General features: G+C 68.7%; 27 protein-coding genes. 19 read left to right on the top strand and 8 right to left on the bottom strand.

Annotated elements, in window-relative coordinates:
* Nucleotides 1–17: 17 nt before the first annotated feature.
* Entirely contained in the window at nucleotides 18–422 is a 405-nt protein-coding gene (locus CGQ25_RS03770) for a hypothetical protein (RefSeq protein ID WP_208711886.1), read from the bottom strand.
* A gap of 312 nt (nucleotides 423–734) precedes the next feature.
* Nucleotides 735–1,478 carry an IclR family transcriptional regulator gene (locus CGQ25_RS03765; protein ID WP_208711885.1) on the bottom strand — a complete coding sequence of 248 codons (744 nt, stop codon included), beginning with the start codon at nucleotides 1,476–1,478 and terminating at the stop codon, nucleotides 735–737.
* A gap of 152 nt (nucleotides 1,479–1,630) precedes the next feature.
* On the opposite strand from CGQ25_RS03765, the gene CGQ25_RS18685 reads away from it, so the two are divergent.
* The 15 genes from CGQ25_RS18685 (at nucleotide 1,631) to CGQ25_RS03700 (ending at nucleotide 13,596) form a co-directional block, all read left to right on the top strand.
* Entirely contained in the window at nucleotides 1,631–2,110 is a 480-nt protein-coding gene (locus tag CGQ25_RS18685) for an MFS transporter (RefSeq protein WP_369802286.1), read from the top strand.
* Nucleotides 2,107–2,937 (top strand): MFS transporter, encoded by an 831-nt coding sequence (locus CGQ25_RS03760; RefSeq protein WP_369802285.1) that lies wholly within the window; start codon nucleotides 2,107–2,109, stop codon nucleotides 2,935–2,937. Before CGQ25_RS18685 ends, CGQ25_RS03760 begins: the two co-directional genes overlap by 4 nt.
* 64 nt (nucleotides 2,938–3,001) lie before the next feature.
* Nucleotides 3,002–4,390, top strand: a complete 1,389-nt coding sequence (locus CGQ25_RS03755; RefSeq protein WP_208711884.1) for an FAD-dependent oxidoreductase — start codon at nucleotides 3,002–3,004, stop codon at nucleotides 4,388–4,390.
* Between the two features lie 23 nt (nucleotides 4,391–4,413).
* A complete protein-coding gene (locus CGQ25_RS03750; protein ID WP_208711883.1) occupies nucleotides 4,414–5,817 on the top strand; it encodes an FAD-dependent oxidoreductase in 1,404 nt (467 codons plus the stop codon).
* Between the two features lie 14 nt (nucleotides 5,818–5,831).
* Nucleotides 5,832–7,403, top strand: coding sequence for an FAD-dependent oxidoreductase (locus CGQ25_RS03745; RefSeq protein ID WP_208711882.1), 1,572 nt, complete (start codon nucleotides 5,832–5,834; stop codon nucleotides 7,401–7,403).
* A complete protein-coding gene (locus CGQ25_RS03740) occupies nucleotides 7,400–8,167 on the top strand; it encodes an SDR family NAD(P)-dependent oxidoreductase (protein WP_208711881.1) in 768 nt (255 codons plus the stop codon). Before CGQ25_RS03745 ends, CGQ25_RS03740 begins: the two co-directional genes overlap by 4 nt.
* Nucleotides 8,168–8,192: 25 nt before the next feature.
* Nucleotides 8,193–8,981 (top strand): SDR family NAD(P)-dependent oxidoreductase, encoded by a 789-nt coding sequence (locus CGQ25_RS03735; protein ID WP_208711880.1) that lies wholly within the window; start codon nucleotides 8,193–8,195, stop codon nucleotides 8,979–8,981.
* A gap of 34 nt (nucleotides 8,982–9,015) precedes the next feature.
* Nucleotides 9,016–10,374 carry an MFS transporter gene (locus tag CGQ25_RS03730; RefSeq protein ID WP_208711879.1) on the top strand — a complete coding sequence of 453 codons (1,359 nt, stop codon included), beginning with the start codon at nucleotides 9,016–9,018 and terminating at the stop codon, nucleotides 10,372–10,374.
* Complete coding sequence (locus CGQ25_RS03725) at nucleotides 10,371–10,748, top strand: NIPSNAP family protein (protein WP_208711878.1); 378 nt, start codon at nucleotides 10,371–10,373, stop codon at nucleotides 10,746–10,748. Before CGQ25_RS03730 ends, CGQ25_RS03725 begins: the two co-directional genes overlap by 4 nt.
* A 129-nt stretch (nucleotides 10,749–10,877) precedes the next feature.
* Nucleotides 10,878–11,312, top strand: a complete 435-nt coding sequence (locus CGQ25_RS03720) for a cupin domain-containing protein (RefSeq protein WP_208711877.1) — start codon at nucleotides 10,878–10,880, stop codon at nucleotides 11,310–11,312.
* Complete coding sequence (locus CGQ25_RS03715) at nucleotides 11,309–12,085, top strand: SDR family NAD(P)-dependent oxidoreductase (RefSeq protein ID WP_208711876.1); 777 nt, start codon at nucleotides 11,309–11,311, stop codon at nucleotides 12,083–12,085. Before CGQ25_RS03720 ends, CGQ25_RS03715 begins: the two co-directional genes overlap by 4 nt.
* Before the next feature lie 9 nt (nucleotides 12,086–12,094).
* Nucleotides 12,095–12,907 (top strand): NAD(P)-binding domain-containing protein, encoded by an 813-nt coding sequence (locus CGQ25_RS03710; protein WP_208711875.1) that lies wholly within the window; start codon nucleotides 12,095–12,097, stop codon nucleotides 12,905–12,907.
* 59 nt (nucleotides 12,908–12,966) lie between these two features.
* Nucleotides 12,967–13,167, top strand: coding sequence for a hypothetical protein (locus tag CGQ25_RS03705; RefSeq protein ID WP_208711874.1), 201 nt, complete (start codon nucleotides 12,967–12,969; stop codon nucleotides 13,165–13,167).
* A gap of 67 nt (nucleotides 13,168–13,234) precedes the next feature.
* Nucleotides 13,235–13,366, top strand: a complete 132-nt coding sequence (locus tag CGQ25_RS18395; RefSeq protein WP_255405545.1) for a hypothetical protein — start codon at nucleotides 13,235–13,237, stop codon at nucleotides 13,364–13,366.
* Nucleotides 13,363–13,596 carry a hypothetical protein gene (locus tag CGQ25_RS03700; protein ID WP_208711873.1) on the top strand — a complete coding sequence of 78 codons (234 nt, stop codon included), beginning with the start codon at nucleotides 13,363–13,365 and terminating at the stop codon, nucleotides 13,594–13,596. The genes CGQ25_RS18395 and CGQ25_RS03700 overlap by 4 nt, the downstream gene beginning before the upstream one ends.
* Before the next feature lie 68 nt (nucleotides 13,597–13,664).
* On the opposite strand, the gene CGQ25_RS03695 is transcribed toward CGQ25_RS03700, so the two are convergent.
* Nucleotides 13,665–14,372: an MBL fold metallo-hydrolase gene (locus CGQ25_RS03695; RefSeq protein ID WP_208711872.1), complete on the bottom strand. Its 708-nt coding sequence runs from the start codon at nucleotides 14,370–14,372 to the stop codon at nucleotides 13,665–13,667.
* A 94-nt stretch (nucleotides 14,373–14,466) separates the two neighbouring features.
* Here CGQ25_RS03695 and CGQ25_RS03690 point away from each other — a divergent pair, with 94 nt between their 5' ends.
* From CGQ25_RS03690 to CGQ25_RS03680, 3 genes are all read left to right on the top strand, one after another.
* Nucleotides 14,467–15,009, top strand: a complete 543-nt coding sequence (locus tag CGQ25_RS03690; RefSeq protein ID WP_208711871.1) for a TetR/AcrR family transcriptional regulator — start codon at nucleotides 14,467–14,469, stop codon at nucleotides 15,007–15,009.
* 63 nt (nucleotides 15,010–15,072) lie between these two features.
* Nucleotides 15,073–15,750, top strand: a complete 678-nt coding sequence (locus tag CGQ25_RS03685) for a hypothetical protein (RefSeq protein WP_208711870.1) — start codon at nucleotides 15,073–15,075, stop codon at nucleotides 15,748–15,750.
* Between the two features lie 119 nt (nucleotides 15,751–15,869).
* Nucleotides 15,870–16,412 carry a flavodoxin domain-containing protein gene (locus CGQ25_RS03680; RefSeq protein WP_208711869.1) on the top strand — a complete coding sequence of 181 codons (543 nt, stop codon included), beginning with the start codon at nucleotides 15,870–15,872 and terminating at the stop codon, nucleotides 16,410–16,412.
* A 70-nt stretch (nucleotides 16,413–16,482) separates the two neighbouring features.
* Here the strand turns inward: CGQ25_RS03680 and CGQ25_RS03675 are convergent, their stop codons facing one another.
* Both CGQ25_RS03675 and CGQ25_RS03670 read right to left on the bottom strand, forming a co-directional pair.
* Nucleotides 16,483–16,770, bottom strand: a complete 288-nt coding sequence (locus CGQ25_RS03675; RefSeq protein WP_255405544.1) for a CHY zinc finger protein — start codon at nucleotides 16,768–16,770, stop codon at nucleotides 16,483–16,485.
* 38 nt (nucleotides 16,771–16,808) lie between these two features.
* On the bottom strand, nucleotides 16,809–17,501 hold the full coding sequence (locus tag CGQ25_RS03670; protein WP_208711867.1) for a biotin transporter BioY: 693 nt from the start codon (nucleotides 17,499–17,501) through the stop codon (nucleotides 16,809–16,811).
* Between the two features lie 223 nt (nucleotides 17,502–17,724).
* On the opposite strand from CGQ25_RS03670, the gene CGQ25_RS03665 reads away from it, so the two are divergent.
* Nucleotides 17,725–18,261, top strand: a complete 537-nt coding sequence (locus tag CGQ25_RS03665; RefSeq protein ID WP_208711866.1) for a flavodoxin domain-containing protein — start codon at nucleotides 17,725–17,727, stop codon at nucleotides 18,259–18,261.
* A gap of 560 nt (nucleotides 18,262–18,821) precedes the next feature.
* On the opposite strand, the gene CGQ25_RS03660 is transcribed toward CGQ25_RS03665, so the two are convergent.
* From CGQ25_RS03660 to CGQ25_RS03650, 3 genes are all read right to left on the bottom strand, one after another.
* Nucleotides 18,822–18,965, bottom strand: a complete 144-nt coding sequence (locus CGQ25_RS03660; RefSeq protein ID WP_208711865.1) for a hypothetical protein — start codon at nucleotides 18,963–18,965, stop codon at nucleotides 18,822–18,824.
* A 399-nt stretch (nucleotides 18,966–19,364) separates the two neighbouring features.
* Nucleotides 19,365–19,745 (bottom strand): hypothetical protein, encoded by a 381-nt coding sequence (locus CGQ25_RS03655; RefSeq protein ID WP_208711864.1) that lies wholly within the window; start codon nucleotides 19,743–19,745, stop codon nucleotides 19,365–19,367.
* 180 nt (nucleotides 19,746–19,925) lie between these two features.
* Nucleotides 19,926–20,843, bottom strand: coding sequence for a nuclease-related domain-containing protein (locus tag CGQ25_RS03650; protein WP_208711863.1), 918 nt, complete (start codon nucleotides 20,841–20,843; stop codon nucleotides 19,926–19,928).
* Nucleotides 20,844–20,905 lie beyond the last annotated feature (62 nt).

Genomic DNA, 20,905 nt, shown 5'->3' with positions numbered 1-20,905 from the left:
CCGCGCTCCGCGGCGCTCTACCGGCCCGCCCGAGGCCTGGTTCTGATCAACAGCAGCACGAGGGTGGCGACGAGCACGGGAAGGGCGATGAGGTGGTAGGCGACGTCGCCCGGTTCGCCCCCGAGGAGGGTGAACGTCAGGCCGAAGATAAAGCCGGCGACGGCGAAGCCGGTGGCGACCTGTGCCGCGAGACGCCCGCGGCGGGTGCTGCGGAGGAGGGCGACGGCCCCCGCGACGAGCACGACGCCGATGATCGCCTCGGCGACGCCCGCGGACGTGGGGCTGTAGGGCCGCCTGCCTTCGCCCGTCAGGCCCGAGAGGTGGAGGGTCGAGACGACCGCGAGACTGGCCGCCTCGAGGATCATGAGAGCTGACAGTCCGCGGCGCGCACGGGCCGAGGCGAAGGCTGGGGTGGATGCCATCGTGATCTCCTGATCGTTGCCGGCAATCCCAGAATAGGCGCCTCCTCGACACCAGCGGAGTGGCCACGGAACCATGGAATGGGGGCCTCCCGGGCCGTGCGCTGAGAAGAAATGTCAGTCCTTCCCCGCACACTGCGAGGGTGCCGATTCCCGTCCGCCGCGCCCGCCCTGCGTCCGCCATTCCGGCCGGGCGCCCTACTGGCAGGCCACGACGCACGAGCTCAGGGCAAGCGACGTCCTCGAGGCCGTGTTGATCGATCCCCAGCCGCAGCGCTCAACGCGCTGAACCCGATCTGGATGGGACAGCCGCGGTCAGGGTACGGGGACTTCGGCCGACGAGATGGCCCGCGCAGCTGCGATGACCTCCGCTGTGAGGTCCGCCCGCTTGCTTTCGGCCCGCGACGACGGTACGGCCCAGGCAAGGCTGCCGAGCACGGGGCCGTCCCCGTCGAAGATCGGAGCGGCGATCCCGGTGACTCCGGGATCGACCTCGGAGTCCGACCAAGCGGATCCGGCATCGCGGATCTGCTTCAAATACCTCCGGAACTGGTCCCACGTGGAGCCAATGCCTGAACGTTCGATCTCGGCCGCGTCGCGCCGGTACATCGCGCGCAGCCGGTGCGCCGGGAAGTACGCGAGGATCGCCTTGCTGGCCGCGCCCCTGTAGAGGCTGAGCCTCTGTCCTCGGCTGTAGTTCGTCGCCTGCGCATTCACCCAGGACTGCGCAACACAGACCATCGTCCTGCCGTAGTAGCTGTTCAGCAGCAGGTTCTCGCCGATCCGGGCCGAGAGCTCGCCCATGATCGTCTGCGCGCGGAGGAAGAGCGGGTCCGTGAGACGCATCGTCCTGTCCAGTTCGAGGATCCGGCTTCCGAGCCCGTAATCGCCGCCCGTTCGACCGGCGAGCAGCCCCGCGTCGGAGAGCACCTTCAAGTACCGGTAACTCGACGTCCTCGAGACGCCGAGCACCTCGGCGACCTCCTCTGGGGTACACGTCGGCTTGTCCTCGGAGACAAGGTCCAGGATGCTCAGGGCTTTCTCAAGGCTGTTGGCCATGCTTCCTCTCTCGGCCAGTCCGGTCACCGATTCTGCCACACGGACTCCTGCCGGCACTTGCTGTGACACCGATCATAGTGCATAGTGAATCCCACAATGCCGGATTTCTTCACCAATTAGCCCTAGGGGACAGAGTGGTCCATACCCAGTCGGTGGCAGAGCGCAGCGCCGCCCGCCCTCTCATGAAGCAGAGCACCAAGTCGGCGGTCGCCAGCTTCCTCGGCGCGATGCTCGAGTACTACGACATGTCGATCTACGCATCGGCCTCCGCGCTGGTGTTCAGCAAGCTGTTCTTCCCTGCCTCGGGAGAGTCCGCGCTGCTGCTCTCACTCGCGACTTTCGGCGTGGCCTACGTCGCGCGGCCCCTCGGAGGCCTCCTGCTCGGCCACTTCGGGGACAAGGTCGGGCGCCGCAACGTTCTGGTCGTCACCCTCGTCATGATGGGGGCGGCCACGTTCGCGATCGGATGCCTGCCCACCTACTCCCAGGCCGGCCTTCTGGCACCCGTGCTCCTCGTCATCATGCGGCTCATCCAAGGCGTCTCTGTGGGCGGCGAGGCCGCCGGCGCATCGACGCTCACCCTCGAGCACGCTCCCCCAACCGGCGAGGCTTCTTCACCTCCTGGACCATGAACGGCATCTGGCTCGGCTACATCCTCGCCTCGCTCGTGTTCATCTGGGTGGCCAGCCTGCCCGCCGAGCAGCTCCTCTCCTGGGGCTGGCGCGTGCCCTTCTGGTCGAGCTGCCTGATCGTGGTCGTCGGCTTCCTCGTCCGCCGCACCCTCGAAGAGCCCGAGGCCTTCGCACAGCAGAAGTCGAATGAGGGCGCGAGCAGGCTCCCTGTGAAGGAGCTCGTGCGCACGCATGGCAGCGACGTCGTCCGGGTCATCTTCTGCTCGCTCCTCGTCGTCAGCTCGAGCACTGTCCCGGTCTGGGGACTCTCGTGGGGCGTCAACACGGTCGGGATCAGCGCGAGCACGATGATGTGGGTCGTCATCTTCGGCTACGCGGTGGCACTCGTCCTCCAGCCGCTGTTCGCCCTGCTCTCGGACCGGATCGGACGCAAGCCGGTCTTCATCTTCGGCAACCTCGGCGGCGCAGTCTCGTGCTTCCTGTTCTTCCATGCCGTGGCGCAGAAGGACGTGCCCCTCATGATGCTCGGGATCTTCCTCTCGATCTCGCTGTTCTTCAGCGCCACGAACGCCATCTACCCGGTCTTCTTCACCGAAATGTTCAACGTCCGCGTGCGGTTCAGCGGCATGGCCATCGGCCTGCAGCTCGGCATCGTCCTGGCTGGCTTCGCCCCCGCCCTCGTCACGGCTTGGGTGACGGAGGCCGGATCATGGCTGCCGGCCGCTTGGCTGACGGCGGCGTGCTGCCTGGTGGCCGCTGTCTCGGCGATGACCGCCCGCGAGACCTTCCGCACGCCCTTGGAACAGCTCGGCCGGGCCATGGACTGACCCCCACCTACTGAGACCACAACGCTGACGGAGCCGAGGCTCCGCACCATCGAGGAGAACCACCATGAATGAAACGGAGCAGGCCTACGACGTCGTCGTCCTCGGCTCCGGGATGTCCGGCCTGAGCGCAGGATGGACCGCTGCGCAGTCCGGCGCACGCGTCCTGGTCCTGGAGAAGCTGCCGGACATCGGCGGATCGGCAGCCCTCTCGGCCGGCATGTTCTGGACCGCGCCGGACTTCGACGCCTACCGGGCACGGATCCCGCTGGGTGAGGAAGCGCTTGGCCGACGCCTCGTCGCCGACTACGACGAGTCACTTGCCGAAATCCGGAGCATTGGCGTCGACGTGGCACGGGAGCCGCTGACGGGGATCATGACCTTCGGCCGCGGCTACACCATCGCAATACGCGACCTCCTTCCCCGGCTTGCCTCCGGTATCAGCGCCGCGGGGGGCGAGGTGCTCACCTCGGCGCGCGCGTCGGCCATCCGGCGGGATTCGGAGGGCTTCCTCCTCACCGTTGAGACGGCCGACGGCGTTCGCGACCTCGCCTGCGCGTCTCTGGTCCTCGCGACCGGAGGCTTCCCGGGCTCACGGGAGAAGCTCGCAGCGGCGATCGGGCGCAACGCCGATAGACTCCTCCACCGCGCCAACCGGGGCAGCGTGGGAGACGGCCTCGACACCGCCAAGGACCTGGGCGCCGCCGCATCCGGCGGTATGGCGACGTTCTACGGGCACCTCGTGCCGAACCCGCTTGCCTCCTTCGGTCCCGCCGAATTCCTCCCCCTCTCGCAGTACTACTCCGACTACTGCATCCTCGTGAACACCGCCGGCCGCCGCTTCATCGACGAGCATCTGGGGGACGAGCTCCTCAACCAGGAACTCACGTTCCAGCCCGAGGCCCGCGGATTCCTCATCTTCGATGACCGGGTCCGCCGCGAGCACGCCACGGCCGAACCCTTCCCCGGGCTCGGGGTTCTCGATCGGTACGCCGCCGCCGTCGACGCAGGCGGCCGGCACGCACAGGCCGGCACCCTCAACGGCCTCCTCGACGCAGTCGCGGCGTGGGGCCTCCCGCGGGACGTGCTCGCTGATACGGTCGGTGGATTCACCGCAGCCGCGGCGGCAGGGGGCGGGCACGCCGGCGGAGCCCCGGTCTCGCCTGCCGCCGAAGCGCCGAGTGAGGCGCCGTTCTACGCCCTCGAGGTCCGCCCGTCCGTGACCTTCACTTTCGGAGGCGTTCGGATCGACAGCGACGGCCACGCCCTCGACGCCGACGGCCGCGTGGTTCCCGGTCTCTACGCGGCGGGCGCGGATGCCGGTGGCCTATCGAACTTCGGCTACGCCGGCGGGCTCGCCCCGGCCTACATCACGGGCCGGTGGGCGGGTGCCTCCGCCGCCGCGCATGCCGCACGCACAGCGGCGTCCATGCGCAGCGATGCGCTCGCCCACTGACCCCACCGACAGGAAGCACACAGATGAGCACCCAACCCAGCCCGCAGTCCACCGCGACGTACGACGTGGTGGTCCTCGGCGCCGGAATCGCCGGCCTCACCGCCGCGGCGACGGCAGTCGAGTCCGGCCTCACGGTCGCAGTCCTCGAGAAGACCGACTCGTTCGGCGGCTCCTCGGCCATGAGCGGCGGCTTCTTCGCCTTCTCCGGCACCCCGGAGCAGGAGGCGGAAGGGATCCAGGACACCGCCGAGGCCTTCCGGGACGACCTCGTCCGCCTCGGCGGAGGCCACGCCGATCCCGCCCTCATCGAGACGTACCTCGAGCACCAGGACGACACCTACGCCTGGCTCAAGGAGCATGGGGTCGTCTTCGGCGCCGTCGAGGTCTCCTCGGGGCAGTCGCACGCCCGCTCGCACCTCTCCCCCATCAAGGACGTCCTGGCCGAGCTCGCCCGTACCGTCGTCGAGCACGGCGGCGTGATCCTCACCGGGCACCGTGCCACCGAGCTCGTGACCGACGGCGGGGGCAACGTGACCGGTGTGCGCGCCGTCGGGCCCCAGGGCCCCACCCAGTTCGCGGGGCGCGGGGGTGTCATCATCGCGTCGGGGGGCTTCTCCCGTGGCGAGGACCTCCTCCGCGTGTTCGCCCCTGAGCAGCTCGCCGGCATCCCGTACGGGGGACTCGGCAACACCGGGGACGGGCTCAAGATGGCCTGGAAACTGGGCGCCGGCCTTGCCGACATGTCCTTCATCTCAGGCACCTTCGGCTCGCATCCCGAGACCGGGATTGAGTTCCACGAGCTGCTCACGGCCAACTACATGGGCGCGATCATCGTGAACACCGCAGGACGTCGCTTCGTGGACGAATCCCTCTCCTACAAGACGCTCGGGGCGGCGTGCCTGGCCCAGCCCGACGGGCTTGGCTTCGAGGTCTTCGACGCGTCCGTCAGGGCGCGCTCCCACCCAGGTGTCCCGCTGAACGACATCGGGTTCCTCGAGGACCTCGGCCACGTCTACACGGCAGACACGCTCGAGGGGCTGGCCGCGGCGGCAGGGATCGGCGCAGCAGGCCTCATCGAGACCGTTGCCGCCTACAACCGCGCCGTGGCCGGGGAGGAACCGGACGCGTTCGGCCGCACAGGGCTCGTCAACGGCACGGGAGACCTTGTCCCCGTGCTCCAGGCGCCCTTCTACGCCTATCCGGCCAAGACCCTCATGACCTCCACCTACTGCGGCCTGACCATCACGCCGGAGGCGCGGGTCAAGGACGTCGACGGCCGGGTCATCGAGGGGCTGTTCGCCGTGGGAGAGGTGACCGGCGGCTTCCACGGGGCTGCGTACATGACCGGCACCAGCCTGGGCAAGGGCGCAGTGTTCGGCCGCATCGCCGCCCGCGCCATCGCCGCTGCACTCATTCCCGTCTCATGACCCCAGGAGAATCCATGAACACCATCTCCGACGTCCTCGTCATCGGAGGCGGAGGCTCCGGCCTCTGCGCCGCGATCTCGGCCGCGACGAGCGGCGCCACGGTGACTGTCCTCGAGAAATGCGAGAGGATCGGCGGCAGCACGGGCATGTCCGTCGGATCCTTCACCGCAGCCGGGACGTCCTACCAGTACCGCGCCGGGGTCAACGACTCCACCGACTTCTTCATCGAGGACATGAAGACCGCAAACGGCGCCGACGAAGCACGCGAGAACCAGGAGCTGCGCAGGGTCCTGGCCGAGCATGCCGGCCCAACCGTCGAATGGCTCTCCAGCATCGGCGTCCAGTTCCTGGGGCCGACGCCCGAGCCGCCCTACGAGAAGCCGCGCATGCACAACGTGCTGCCCAACTCGAAGGCCTACATCACGGCCTTGGCTCGGGAATGCCGCAAGCGCGGCGTCGCGATCGTCACCTCCGCCCGCGTCGAGAAGCTCCTTCGCAATGCGGCTGGCGAGATCATCGGCGCAAGGGCTCGAGGAGTTGACTACCTCGGCCGGCGGGGCGTCATCCTCGCCACCGGAGACTACTCGGCGGCCGCCGACATGAAGCGTGCCTACGTCGGCGAGGCCGCGGCGAAGGTCCAGGCCGTCAACCCGAACAACACCGGGGACGGGTTCCGGCTCGGCGGTGACGTCGGCGGCGTCATGCTCCAGATGGATCGCCTCTACGAAGGCCTGCGGTTCGCGCCGGCCAACCTCCCCGACCCGATCAAGCTCCTGCCGTCCCATCCCGCCGTTTCCCGAGCCATGCGCTTGGTCGTCGAGCGCCTGCCCAAGAAGCTCCTCGCCGTGGTGCTGCGCGGCGCTCTGACGAGCTGGGTCGGGCCGAACAACACGATGTACGCGGCCGGCGCGATCCTCGTGGACCCGGACGGACGGCGCGTGGCGAACGAGGACTCGGACAAGGAACTGGCCCGGGGAGTCGCGGCAGGCAGCAACCAGGCCTACATGGTCTTCGACGCCGCGCTGGCCCGGAAGTTCTCGGCGTGGCCCCACCCGGTCTCGACATTCCCCGGGGTCGCGTACGCCTACGTCCAGGACTACAAGTCCTACCGCCCAGACATGTACCACGAAGGCGCCACCCTCGAAGAACTCGCCGCAAAGGCTGGCATCGACGCTCACGGCCTCGCCCGCACTGTCGAGGCGTTCCGCGGATATGCCTCCGCCGGCAGGGATCCAGAGTTCGGACGGACCCGGTTCGGGTCAGGTATCGGCGAGGGTCCCTACTATGCCCTCGGGCCGATGAACGCCTACATCACGCTCGCAGACGGCGGCCTTGCAGTGGACACCGATCTTCGCGTCACCGAGGCCGGCGGCACTCCCATCCCTGGCCTCTGGGCTGCGGGATCCACCGGGCAGGGAGGCCTCCAGCTGCTCAACCACGGGCTCCACATCGGATGGGCCATGGTCTCGGGCCGGATTGCCGGGCGCAACGTCGCCTATGCCCTCCCGCGCGAGGACCTGACGCCCTTCGGCGACACCACGTCCGTGCTCGAACTGCCCCTCGACCGGTTGGAGGTCGTCCGATGACCGCCGCAACAACAGCCGATGCGAGGGCCCAGCTCGGCCTCGTCGGGCACCGCGTGGTCGTCATCGGAGGTTCGAGCGGAATGGGCGCGGCGGCGGTCCCCGTGCTGCAGGCAGCAGGAGCCCGGGTCGCCGCGTTCGATCTGCCGACGGCCCGGTGGCCGAAGGCAGTGACCGACGTCGCGGAGCTCACCGGCGCCGTCGACGTCACCGACGAGCCGACAGTCGCCGCCGCGCTGGACACGGCGGCCTCGGAGCTCGGCGGCATCGACGCCGTCGTCAACTGCGCCGGCATCCTCGGAGCGGTCGTTCCGGGCATAGAAGAAACAGTCGCAGACGTCCAGCGCCTGCTGAGCATCAATCTGCTCGGAGCGTTCACGGTCTCCCGTCAGGCGCTGCCCGCGATGATCGAGCAGGGTTATGGGCGGATCGTCCACGTCGCCTCGATCGCGGGCAAGGAGGGAAACCCACAGATGACCGGCTACTCGGCCTCCAAGGCCGGGATGATCGCCATGGTCAAGTCCCTGGGCAAGGAGTACGCCGCCAGCGGGGTCACGGTCAACGCCATCGCACCGGCCTCTATTGAGACCCCGCTCATCCAGGGGATGACGCCGGAACGCCGAGAAGTCCAGAAGGCCCTCATCCCCGCGCGGCGGTTCGGCACGGCAGAGGAAGTCGCACACCTCATCCGCTTCATCGTCTCCCCCGAGGCCTCGTTCACCACCGGCTTCGTGTTCGACGCCTCCGGCGGACGCGCCACCTACTGAATCCTCTGTACCAAGGAGATCCACCATGAGCATCGAACAGCATGCCCGGCAGAGCGCCATCGTCACCGGAGGCGCAGGCGGGATCGGGTCCGCGGTGTGCCGCCGCTTGGCGGAGCTCGGCTACGCCGTTGTCGTCGCCGACGCGAACACCGAAGCGGCCCAGGCCACCGCGGCTTCCCTCCCGGGGACCGGGCACACCGCCGTGGCGGGCGACCTCACCACGACGCGGACGAACCGGGAGGCAGTCGATGCCGCGGTACGGCTCGGTCCGATCGGCGTCCTCGTCAACGCCGTAGGCATCAGCCCCAAGGACGGCGGCCGGAAGAAGCCCTTCTACGATGTGAGCGACGAGGAATGGGACCTGGTCATGGCCGTCAACGTCAAGGCCCCGTTCATCCTGGTGCGCGAGGCCTTCCGCCACATGGCCACCGACGGGTCGGCGAGCATCATCAACCTGCTCTCCATCACCTCGCGGATGGCAACGGGCGGACTCCCCGACGCGACCTTCGGGCCGTTCCTTCCCTCCTCGATCACCTACGCGGCGTCCAAGGCCGCCCTCCAGAACATGACGGCGTCGCTGGCGCGCGAGCTCGCCGGGTTCAACATCCGCGTCAACGGCGTGGCCCCCGGCTTCGTCGAGACGCCCATGACCGGGGGGATGCCGGACGTGGAGCGCATGGTCTCCCAGGTCCCCGCGGGCCGCTTCGCCAAGCCCCACGAGATCACCGACGCCATCGAGTTCCTCGCGAGCAGCCGCGCCTCCTACATCAACGGAACCAGCCTCGAAGTCAACGGCGGCTGGCAGACCTGCTAGCACCAACACCCCCAGCCTGACGAAGGAGTCAGCCATGCATGAACAAGTCGCTCCCGCGCCCACGCCGCCCTCGAGCGAAACGACATCAGAACGGGCCACCCCACAAGCACGCCGGGCGCTGCTCAGCGGAGCTGCAGGCTCCGCACTCGAGTGGTTCGACTTCGCGGTCTACGGGGCCCTCTCCGCTACCGTGTTCCCCGCCCTGTTCTTCCACTCCCTCGACCCCGCAATGGGACTCCTCGCCTCATTCGCCACCTTCGGCGTCGGCTTCTTCGCACGTCCTTTGGGGGGTCTCTTCTTCGGGCAGCTCGGCGACAGGATCGGCCGCCGGCAGGTCCTGCTCGCGACCTTCATCTCCATGGGGGCGGCATCCCTGGTCATCGGCCTCTTGCCCATCTACGAGGCAATCGGCCTGACTGCACCACTGCTGCTTGTCCTGATGCGGTTCATCCAAGGATTCGCCCTCGGCGGGGAGGCAACCGGCGCCCAGCTGCTCACGATGGAACACGCCCCGCGGAACCGGCGCGCCCTCTACGGGGCACTCATGGCAATGGGATCCCCGCTTAGCCAGGTCCTCGCCACGCTCCTGCTGACCATTCTCTCCGCAGCGCTTGCACCCGAAGCCTTCAACGCGTGGGGATGGCGTGTGCCGTTCCTCCTGAGCATCCTGCTGGTCGTCGTCGGAATCTACATCCGGCTGCGGATCGAGGAGACTCCGCTCTTCGAGCACGAGACCGAGGAGCTGGCGGTGGAGTCCGCCTCGCCGCTCGTGATCATCCGCGGCTACTGGAAGACCATCGCCCGCCTCATCCTCGCGTTCTCGCCGATTGTGCTCACCTTCTACATCGTGAGCGTGTTCGGGATCGCCTACCTCGCATCCCGAGGTTTCGACCGGTCGCAGACCTACGCGATCATCATGGTTTCGAACCTGCTCTCGGTCCTGGCAATCTGGCTCGGCGGATACGTTGCAGACCGGATCGGACGCCGCAGAGTTCTCTTCATCGGCTCCGCAATTGCATTGGCGGCCGGTCTCGTGTTCTTCCCCGCGGCAGATACCGGCAACTTCCCACTCGTCCTGACGGTCGTGGCGGTCGCACTCACCGGGACCCAGTTCGGCAATGCCGCCCAAGGCGCCCTGTTCGCAGAGGCCTTCCCAACCCGCGTCCGATACACCGGCTCGGCGTTGGCCCTCACCGGCGCGAACCTGATCTTCGCAGCGCCCGCACCCTTCATCGCCTCCTGGCTGACGTCCTTGGGGCTGGGCGCCGCCCCTGTCATCGTCTTCTGGGCAGCGGTCATCGTGGCCGCCCTCGTGAACATCTACACCATGCGCGAAGGTCGCACCCTCGAGGGTCTCCCGCAGAAGTTCGGAAAGGGCAGGCTGGGCCAGTGATCGTCGAACAGCGCACCTACGTCCTCCATGCTTGGGCTAGTCTCGATGAATACCTCGAGGCCTACGCGACGATCGGCCTGCCGGTGCAGAGGCGGATCCTCGAAGGATTCATCGGCTACTTCGTCACCGAGATGGGCACGCTGAACCAGCTCACCCATCAGTGGGGCTACGCGGACCTCGAGGACCGGCGCCGACGACGAGCACTCCTCGCAGAGGACGTCGAGTGGCAGCGGTGCCTCAAGATCATCCGGCCGATGATCTCCTCCATGGAGAACCGCATCATGTACCCCACCGACTTCTCCCCCATCCGGGCTCTCCCTGTCACCACAACGGATCCAGGGTCAGTTTTCGCACCGCGACAGGTGACGACCTAGCCTGACTCATCCCAGCTGGGGATCTCGTCCGGCTCCGGAGGTCCTACTCGCGGTGCACACCGGTCCTTCCGTTCCTGATGTCCGGGTGAGAACCCTTGCGAATCGAAAATTATGGAAGGAACAAACCCTATGACCGAGCAGATCGTACTGAAGAAGCTCACCGTCCAGCGAAAAGGTGAACTGCCCGAAGCGCCTGGCCAGACCACTAACGCCCGCCGGCTCTCTGGAGTCAGCGCGGAGAATACCGAGGTCTCCGGCCTTTGGTTCGGAAAGGTCTTCACCGGCCCGGGCGAGATTTCCGATCCGCACCATCACGGCGAAGCAGAAACTGGCGGCTACGTGTTCAAGGGCCGCGGCTTCATCCGCTTCGGAGAGCGGTACGAGGAGATCGTCTATCTTGAAGAGGGCGACTTCGTCTATGTCCCGCCGTTCGTGCCCCACATCGAGGGGAATGCCAGCCGCACCGAAGAGCTGGTCTGGCTCACCACCCGCACGCCGGACAACATCGTGGTCAACCTCGAGAACCAGGATGTCGCCGACCTCGAGATTGACTACCGGAGTTGAGCGGCCAGCGAACCCGCACCGCCCTAGTCGCGGGCGGTTCATCGGGAATCGGTCTCGCTACCGCGGCCCGCCTCGCCCGCGACGGCATGCGTGTAGTGATCACCGGACGCGATTCGCGCCGCCTCCTCGCTGCGGCAACAGCGCTGCAGTCCGAAGGAATCGGGGTCCTCACGGCAGAGATGGACACCACCTCTCCCGACTGCTCGGCTGTGGTGGCCGGCATCGCCGGCGACCATGGCCTCGACGTCCTGGTCAACTGCGTGGGCAGCGCCCCGGCGGGCACCTTCGACCAAGTGCCCGAGGAGGCATGGCTCCCGGCGTTCGACACCAAGGTCGTCGGCGCGGTGCGCACCATGCGGGGCGCTGTGCCGCACATGCTCTCGGCAAACTACGGCCGCATCGTCAACGTCGCCGGATCCGCAGGGCGTGAGCCCGACTCGTGGATGGCCGTGGCCGGTGCAGCGAACGCTGCGCTCATGACCATGACCAAGGCCGCCTCATCACAGCTTGCCGCAGACGGGATCACCGTCAACGCTGTCTGCCCGGGCCCGGTGCACACCGGCCGCTGGGACGGACTGGTTCAGACCTACGCCAGCGCGTGGGGCGTCGCCGACACCGAGGCCCGCCTGCGCCTCGAGGCACGCATCCCCCGCGGCGTACCCGCCAGCGCACATGAGGTCGCCTCCCTGATCCACTACCTCGTCTCCGACGAAGCCGGCCATATCACCGGGACAGCCGTCACTATCGACGGCGGCCAGTCCCAGAGCATCTGAAGGAACAGCATGGAACTCATCATCGGGCTCGGCCCTATCGGGGCAAACGTCGGCCGTCGCCTCGTGGATGCAGGCAGGGAGGTCATCGGCCTCGACCTCGACCCCGGCCGCGCCGCCGACTGGGCCAATGAACACAGCGCTCCCGCCGTTTCCTCCTTCGAGGATGTCCCGTGGCCCCGCATCCGCAGGGTAATCATCGCAGTACGACTCGCAGCCCAGGTTGCCGACTGCTTCGAACAACTGCGCACACGGTTGAGCGGGCGCGACCACACTGTCTACGTACTGACGACCCTCAAGGTCAGCGACGCCAAAGCATTGCTGGACGTCGAGTGGGCGCGAATATTTGAAGCGCCGCTGTCGGGCGGGCCCAGGGCTGCCGCGCTCGGCACGATGGTCCTGTTCGTCGCGGGACCGACCCCGAACCCTGAGGAAGAAGCGTTGCTGCGCGACATGGCAGGACGTGTCTTCCGCACTGACCGATACGGCGCCCCGGCCGTGCTGAAACTGGCCAACAACGCACTCGGCGCCTACAACGCGATCGCCACGGCGACCATGCTTCGGATTGCTGCCGAACACGGTGTGACAGCCGAACAGTTCCTCGAGATCGTCAACGTCTCATCCGGCCAGAGCTGGATGAGCCAGAACTTCACTGAATTCCACCACGACTTGCTGTTCAAGGACGCGCACCTGTGGCAGCAGGACTGGGGATCGCTCCCAGAGATCAGTCTCTCGCCGGCACAGCCGGAGCTGAGCGCGCTCATCGACGGAAGCCGAGCTCTGCTGGGTATAGGGGCGCATCCGGCAGCTGAGCTCCCTGGCTAGGCCTTGATCAGTCCTGACGACGCCGACTTGGCACCACGCCCGTCATCATCTTCTGGACCGTGGTCGTCGTGGGTGCCCTCGTGGACATCTACACGATGCGCGAAGGGCGCACGCTCAAGGGTGCTCCGCAGAAGTTCGGCGAGGGAAGGCTGGGCCAGTTCAGAGACGGCAAGCGGGCGACGGCGGGTGCCCCACCCGTCGTCGTCCGCTCACCCTCTGGGTTTCGAGGAGCGCGCAGCGCAGTGGCTGCCGCGGCGTAGACGTGGTCCACCACACGGTGACGTTCTCCTCTTGCTTAGGCTCAGCGCCACTCGGGACTCTGGGCGCATGAACAAGGTGCGCGTCTCATTCGGCGCGTCCACCGCCGCGGCGATCGCCTGTGCCGCGGCCCTCCGCGACGGCGAGCGCGGTTCCTGGAACCCATCGACGGCCTCCTCAGCGGGCTGGCCGACGGGGTGAACGAATTCAACAATGTGCAGGCTGCGCTTCCGGTGGCTGGGGGTTTCCTCGCCTCCGCCGGTCGGGCGTTCGCCCTCGCCATACCGCTGTGCGTCGTCGCGATGGTGGTGAGCTTCTTCGCGGCCCGCAAGCGCCGGCGGGCGTTCAGGCGGCTGACCCAGCAGGTCCACGAACTCACTGCCGAAGTTGCCGAGCTCAAGCGCCTCGTCGGTGATCCGGTCCGGGTGTAGCCCCAGCCAAGCGAGGCGGACGACGGCGGGTGCGCACCCGGCGTCGTCCGTTCCCCAGACAGGCGCGGTCAGGCGGAGCGGACGGCCGCCACGAGGTCGGCGGGCGACCCGCGCCAGGGCCCGCCGTGACCGGGGAGAACCCAGGAGGCCGGAACCCCGCTGAGCCGATCGAGTGAGGCCAACGCCTCATCCGGGCTGTCCGTGAAAGGGGCCGGCTGCGCGGCCTCGCTTCCGGTGAGCACGTGGCGCGTGGTGAGCGCGTCGCCAACGAACACGGCATCCGCCACGGGGACGTGCACGGCGATGCTCCCGGGCGAGTGCCCCGGCATCCCGAGGATGACCGGGCTGCCGGGAAGGTCGAGCACGTCTCCGTCCGCGATCTCGACGACATCCTGCAGGTACCGGGTGCGCAGCCCGTTCTTCCGCAGCGCGTAGGCGAAGAAGCCGAGCGTGGGTCCGAGCCGCGCGGGCCCCATGGGGGTCTTGGGCTTCTCGCCGGTGCGCGCGCGGTGGGCGTCGCGGGCGTGGATGAAGACGGGCACGCCGACTTCCTGTCGCAGACGCTCGGCGAAGCCGATGTGGTCGCTGTCCCCGTGGGTGAGGACCAGGCCGCGGATGTCGGACAGCGGGCGGCCGATGGCGTCCAGCTCGCGGCGCAGGTCGTCCCAGTGGCCCGGCAGGCCGGCGTCGACGAGCGTGATCCCCTCGGGCACGTCGACGAGGTACGAGGCAACGATGTCGTTGCCGAGACGATGCAGGTGCGGCGCAAGCTTCATGGCGATCCCTTCCGCTATGATGGCTACGATCAGTAGCCTTCATAGCTACAGTACGTAGCCATGATGGCTGGCGTCAACAGCCGAGGAGGCCTGCGTGGTGGCACCCGCACGCATCACGAACGAGGAGGCGGTCAAGGCTGCGCGGGAGATCCTCGAGTCCTCCGGACCCGCGGGGCTCACGATGCAGGCCGTGGCCGCTCGTGTCGGCGTCCGGGCCCCGTCGCTGTACAAGCGCTTCCGAGACAGGGATGCCCTGCTCGCGGCGGTGGCGGCGTCGTGCATCGACGATCTGACCGGTCGGCTCGAGACCGCAGCGCCTGACCTGTCACGCCTGGCCACCGCCTACCGGAGCTTCGCCCATGAGCACCCCGAGGCGTTTCGCCTGATCTTCACTCCCTCCGCTCCGCAGGAGGCCCTTCAGCGCTCGGCCGCGCCCGTCATCCGCGCCGTCGCCGCGCTGGTCGGTGAAGAGCACGCGCTCGATGCCGCCCGGCTGGTCACCGCCTGGGCGACCGGTTTCGTGCAGATGGAGCTCGCGGGAGCCTTCCGCCTCGGTGGGGACGTCGACGAAGCGTTCGATTACGGGCTGCGACGCGTCGTTGCAATGCTCGACGCTGAACGTGCGCCGCATAGGTGATCCCCTGCCGTCGCGGCCGCGCTCCCCCTTGCGGCTCCGACTGCCGCTCGCGACGCTGGATTCATGAACAAGGTGCTCACCGCCGTCGGCGCGTCCACCGCGGCGGCCATTGCCTGCTCGGCCGCCCTCCGCCCCGTGTTCAGGCACTGGGGCGCGACCCGCGACGAGGTCGAGGGCCCCTACCCCGGCGAGGGCATCGTCCCCGACGGCGAGCGCGGCGCCACGATGGCCGTGACCATCGACGCCCCGCCCGAGGCCGTCTGGCCGTGGCTCGTCCAGCTCGGCGGCGACCGCGCCGGCTGGTACTCCTGGGACCGCCTCGACAACGGCGGCCGGCCGAGCGCCGACCGGATCCACCCCGAATGGCAGGATCTCAAGCTCGGCGACACCGTCAAGTACTGGACCAAGCGCAACGGAGCGGTGGGCGCCTGGACTGTCGCCGCCCTCGAGCCCAACCGCTTCCTCGGGCTCCACGGCCTCAGCGACCTCACCGGCCGCCCCCTCGACCCCGCACAGCCTCGACCCGCCGCCTACACCGAGGGCCTCTGGGGCTTCCAGCTCAAGGAGCTCCCGGGTGGCCGGACGCGCCTCGTGATCGGCGGGTACGAGACCTTTCGGCCGCGTTCAGTCGGCTGGCTGCTCTCGCAGTGGATCTTCCCCCCGCTCGTGTGGGTCATGCAGTCCCGCATGCTCGCGGTCCTCAAGCGCAACGCCGAGCGAGCTCCGAGCCACGCCGGCTGAGCGCGCGGCGGCCACACGCCGTCGTGCGCCGGGGCCCCAACCCGGCGGGACCCTCGCCACTGGGCTCCGCCTCCGGCCAGGCGGACCATGGAGGAAACCCGCCTCTGGAAGGAGCCGTCATGGGCAAGGTCCTCATCGCCTACAGCACGCACGAGGGGCAGTCGGCGAAGGTCGCGGACTTCATCGCGGAGGTCCTGCGCGGGCGCGGCCTCGACGCGACCGTCTCCGACATCAAAGAGTCCCCCGACGCGGGCCCGGCCGGGTACGACGGCGTGATCGTCGGCGGATCGATCCACATGGGCAAGCACGACAACCGCATGGTCGAGTACGTCCGCAGCAACCTTGAGGCGCTGTCCGCGGGGCCGTCGGCCTTCTTCTCCGTCAGCCTCGCCTCCCACGGCGAGCCGGAGGAGGCCGAGGGCTACGTCAAGAACTTCGAGGAGCAGACCGGGTGGCGGCCGGGCAAGGTCGCGATGTTCAGCGGCGGACTCCCCTACACGCACATGAACTTCATCGTGCGGCACATGATGAAGAAGATCGTCGAGGGCAAGCCCGGGGGCATGGACACCGACACCTCCCGCGACTACGTCTACACCGAATGGGACGGCGTCCGGCGGTTCGCCGAGGACTTCGCCGCCCAGCTCGAGGCCGCCGCCTCCTAGCAGCGGTGAGCGCACGACGGCGGGTGCGCACCCGCCGTCGTGCGCCGGCCACCCGCGGGGCTCGGTCAGCTCACCCGAAGTAGAGGTGCGTGTGGAGCGCGCAGCGCTCGTTGAACCCGGCGCCGCAGTTCGGGCAGGACGTGGTCGCCAGGTAGTCCTGGACGGCCATCTCGCCCTTGCACACCCCGCAGAGCACCGCCGGCTCCGACCACTGCGCCCGGGGCCAGGTCCGCGCCTCGTGGTCCGCGCCCTCGGCGTGGCAGAGGTGGCACGGGTAGTACCGCAGGCAGCAGGCGAACTTGATGGCGACGACGTCGACCTCGGTGCGGTAGTGGACGCAGCGGGTCTGGTCGTCCACGGTGGCGCCGAAGACGCGCACAGCCTGAGTTCGCCCGTTCACTTCACGCGGCGCACGAGCACGTCGGGGAACGCCCGGTGCACGGCGACCGCGGCGACGGCCGCCACGGCGTCCTTGAGGAGGTCGCCCGGGTAGAAGACGAGGTCGGCGGCGAACGCGGCCTGCCAGGAGAGCTTGAGGTTGACCATCATCCCGAGCACGCCCGGCAGGTGCGAGGCGAACACCGAGACCACGGCCGCGGCCAGGAAGAACCACAGGGCCCGGCGCTTGGCCGGCAGGCGCCGGATGATCTGCTCGGCGGCGACGCCCACGAGGAAGGCCGCGAGGACGAACCCGACGATGTAGCCGGCGGATCCGCCGGCCATGACCTGCAGGCCGGCGCGGCCGCCCGAGAAGATCGGCAGCCCGGCGAACGCCAGGACGAGGTAGAGCCCCACCGCAGCGGCGGCGCGGCCCCCGCCGAGGACGAGGCCGGTGAGCATGATCGCGAGGGTCTGCAGCGTGATCGGCACCCCGAAGCCGCCCACCGGGATGCCCGGGACGAGCGCCGAGGCCGCGATGAACGCGGCGAACACGGAGATCAGGGCCAGCGACCGGGAGTCCCACATGCGGCGGGGCTTGCGGGTGCTCTCGCGGGGGGTGTCACCGGGGCTGGTCTCAGCCTTCGGGGCGGTTTCAGTCTTCGGGGCGGGGCGGCCGGGTGCCGGGGTCGGCGTCGTGGGGTTGCTCATGGTTCCTCCAGAGGGTCCGGGCGGACGTTCTGCAGGAAGGCTATGCCGCCGCGGCGCCGGCTGTTTTGTGGGGAATCCACCACACGCGCGGGTGGTTTGTAGATCGGTCGCTACAAAGACCGGCGGAGGTGACGTAGCACATCGCGGGCGTGCGTCACCGGCTCGTACGCTGGTGCCATTGGCCCGGCACCCCGGCGGCCGGCCGCGCACCCAAGGAGCGTCCATGACCCAGATCCTCGTCGCCTACGGCACCACCGAGGGGCACACCGGCACGATCGCCGCCTTCGTGGCGGGCGTCCTGCGCGAGCAGGGCCACGAGGTCACGGTCGCGGACGTGGAGGCGCTCGAGACGGTCCCCGAGACCTGCGGCGCGGTGATCCTGGCCGGATCCGTCCACGTCGGCAAGCACGACGCCCAGGTGGTCGACTTCGCTGCCGCCAACCTCGAGGCGCTCACCACGCGCTCCTCGGCGTTCCTGTCCGTCAGCCTCGCCCTCGTCGGCGACACCGCCGAGGCGCAGAAGTACGTGCAGGACTTCGAGGCCGCATCGGGCTGGACCCCCGAGCAGGTCTCCCTCGTGGCCGGCGCCCTGCTCTACACGCAGTACGGCTTCGCCAAGCGCCAGCTCATGCGCGGCATCGCCGCCAGCAAGCGCGGCGCGCTGAGCACCGACACGAGCCAGGACCACGTCTACACCGACTGGGACGCCGTGCGCCGCTTCGCCGAGGGTTTCGCCGCGCAGGTCGCCGCCGCGGCGTAGCAGCACCCCGGCGGTCGGCGGGCGCACGACGGCGGGTGCGCACCCGCCGTCGTGCGTCGCCTGCAGAACAGTACGCCGCGCCAGGCACGACAGCGGTGAGTTAGTTGGCTATTCCGTTATGCCCCCTGCAGGCACCCTGCCGAGTCGTCCCGGGCCAAATGTAGCCATCCCTGCAGATGATGGGTCCGCCGATATGGGGAACGCTGGCCCCGCCCGACGTCCCGCCTCCTGAACCAGATACGTTGCCCCCACTCGTCCCAACGGCTGCACGCTGGGCCGCAGCTGCAGCATCAGCTGCGGCCTGCGCATCGGCCGCCGCCTTCGCATCTGCTGCAGCCTTCGCGTCAGCAGCAGCTTTGGCGTCCGCGGCGGCCTTCGCATCAGCGGCAGCCTTCTCTGCTGCGAGGTCGGAGGCGAGCTTGTCGGCCTTGGACTTGGTCATCCATACGGTGCTCCCGGCGCGGTCCTTCGTGCAGGTCAAGTCAACCTTGGCCATCGCGTACCGCTCGCCCACGGTGACGCAGGCGTCTCCATCGGCGTGAAGGGCGACCAGCACCGTTTCAGTCGAGGTCGGGCAGGCAGACGGCGTCGTCGCAGGAGCTGATGTGGCAGCGGTGCTCGTCGCCGACGGCTTGGCCGTCTGACCGCTCGGCGTGGGAGTGGCCGTGATGGTCACGGTCGACGTCGGCATGGGCGTGGGACAAGCCATAGTTGGCGTCGCCGTCGGCGTCTGAGACGTATTCGTGGCCTGAACCGTCGGGCTTGCCGAACACCCGGTGGTCACAATCGCCGCCAGGGCAAATACCGCTAGCAATTTCCTCAATCTGATTCCCCCTACCGCACTGATTTTCCTGCGCCCGGTCACCCACTTACGATGAACCGCGCAACGCTGCGCGGCTGGAGTGACAAGGACGAGCTCTTCCCGATGGAGTCTCACGAAACCCGCGGGCGCGTACCCGCAAGGAGATCACATTCTTGTTTGACATGTAAATAACACTGTCCCGAGGCGAGAAGCAGTGGACAGGGAGTGGTGGTTCCGGCTTCGAGAGCCGGAACCACCACTCATCGCTCACTTAGCGTTTACACGCCTGAATTGCGACGAACTATGCGCCCCTGAACCACCGGGCTGACGCCCGAAAGCGCCTCAAGAAGCCACGCTTCCCGGCGCCGCGCTCGTTCTCGCGGCGCCAGCGCTCGTCATCGCAAATCCGCAGAGCAACGACCTCGGCAGGTCCGGCAAGGTCGCCGAGGAGCTCCACGACCCACGGGGCGAAGCCCCATGCGTCCTCGAAGGTCTCGGCGTCCACCCTGAAACCGACACCGAGCTCCGGCATCTCCGACTCGGGCGAGAAGCTGAAGGTCTCAGCCCCGGCCTCCGTCACCCGCCCCATGGCGGCAACGACCCTGTCGACCGGGCTCGGCGAAGGACCGCCGGGGACAGGGAGGAGGCGGATATCCGCGGCAATGTGCCACACGCTGTTCATGCTGGTGTCCTTTCACGGTAGGACCGCCGATCACCCGGGTGATTCCCGGACGAAGGACGGTATCCCGTGCAGAACGTCAAGAAAGCAACATGGAGGCGTCGTCATAGGCCTCATCAGAGCACACGGCACCGACAGAACAGGCGAGCGGACGACGGCGGGCACGCACCCGCCGTCGTCCGCTCACCCTCCGCCGGGCGCGGCGTTGCCCGTTCCCGGGGGAACGGGCGGAACCGGGGGCTTGAGCTTCCCCACGAGCGCGGCGTGCACGGCGGGGTTGTCGGGCCAGTAGCCGATGGTGGCAGCGAGCGTGTTGCCGATCCGCTCCATGGCCTGCGCTGCGGTGGCGAGGTGGACCCCGTGTGCGGAGATGCTCGACGGCCGGACGGCGACGCCGCGCCCGTGGATGAGGACCAGCGGGATGACCTCGACCTGCGGACCCAGCAGCCGCCGATAGCCTTCCGCGGCGGCGTGCATCGCGTTGGGGCGGGGCGACCCGTACCCGTCCGTCCGGACCAGGACGTCGCGGTCCCGGCGAACATCCCACTGGTACGTGCCCCACCGGTAGAGCTTCGAGTCGATCAGGAAGACGACGTTCCCACGCGCCACGGCGTGGTCGACGTCGGCGTTGTCGTCGTACGGGAACTGCAGGCCGTGGAAGACCGCGGTGCCGGGGATGCTCAGCAGCATGTCCAGGAGGAGGGCAGTCGCCTCCTCCCCCACGGCCCCAGCCTGCACCTGCGCCGAGCCGAACCGGCTACCGGCCGCCCGGATGCCGCCGGGCGAACCGTGCGCCCTGCCCGCCCGCGCCGCCACCCCACGGTTGTGCTCGCGCTGGCGGGCGGCAGAGGCGAGGATGCGGATGAACCAGACGAAGCCGACGAGCAGCACACCCAGAACGAGTGGCGCCCATCCCGGCGACTTCGACGTCCCCGTGACGAAGGCGAGCAGGGACAGTGCAACGAGCGCCCCGAGCGCAGCCGAGAGGCAGCCCCCGACGCGCAGCAGCGCCCGCCAGCCCACGGCGAGGTTGGCCTTCCTCAGCTCCGGCGTCACATAGTTGGGGCCGCCCCCAAAGTTCCGGTACCAGGCCCACTGCATCGGATAGAGCCCAGAAAAGGCGACCGACCGCGCATCACGATCCACAGCTCCCCCCACGTCCC

The sequence above is a fragment of the Sinomonas sp. R1AF57 genome, from assembly GCF_002224485.1.
Classification (GTDB): domain Bacteria; phylum Actinomycetota; class Actinomycetes; order Actinomycetales; family Micrococcaceae; genus Sinomonas; species Sinomonas flava.
The sequence above is the reverse complement of the archived record's forward strand: the minus strand, read 5'-3'. Positions and strand labels throughout refer to the sequence as shown.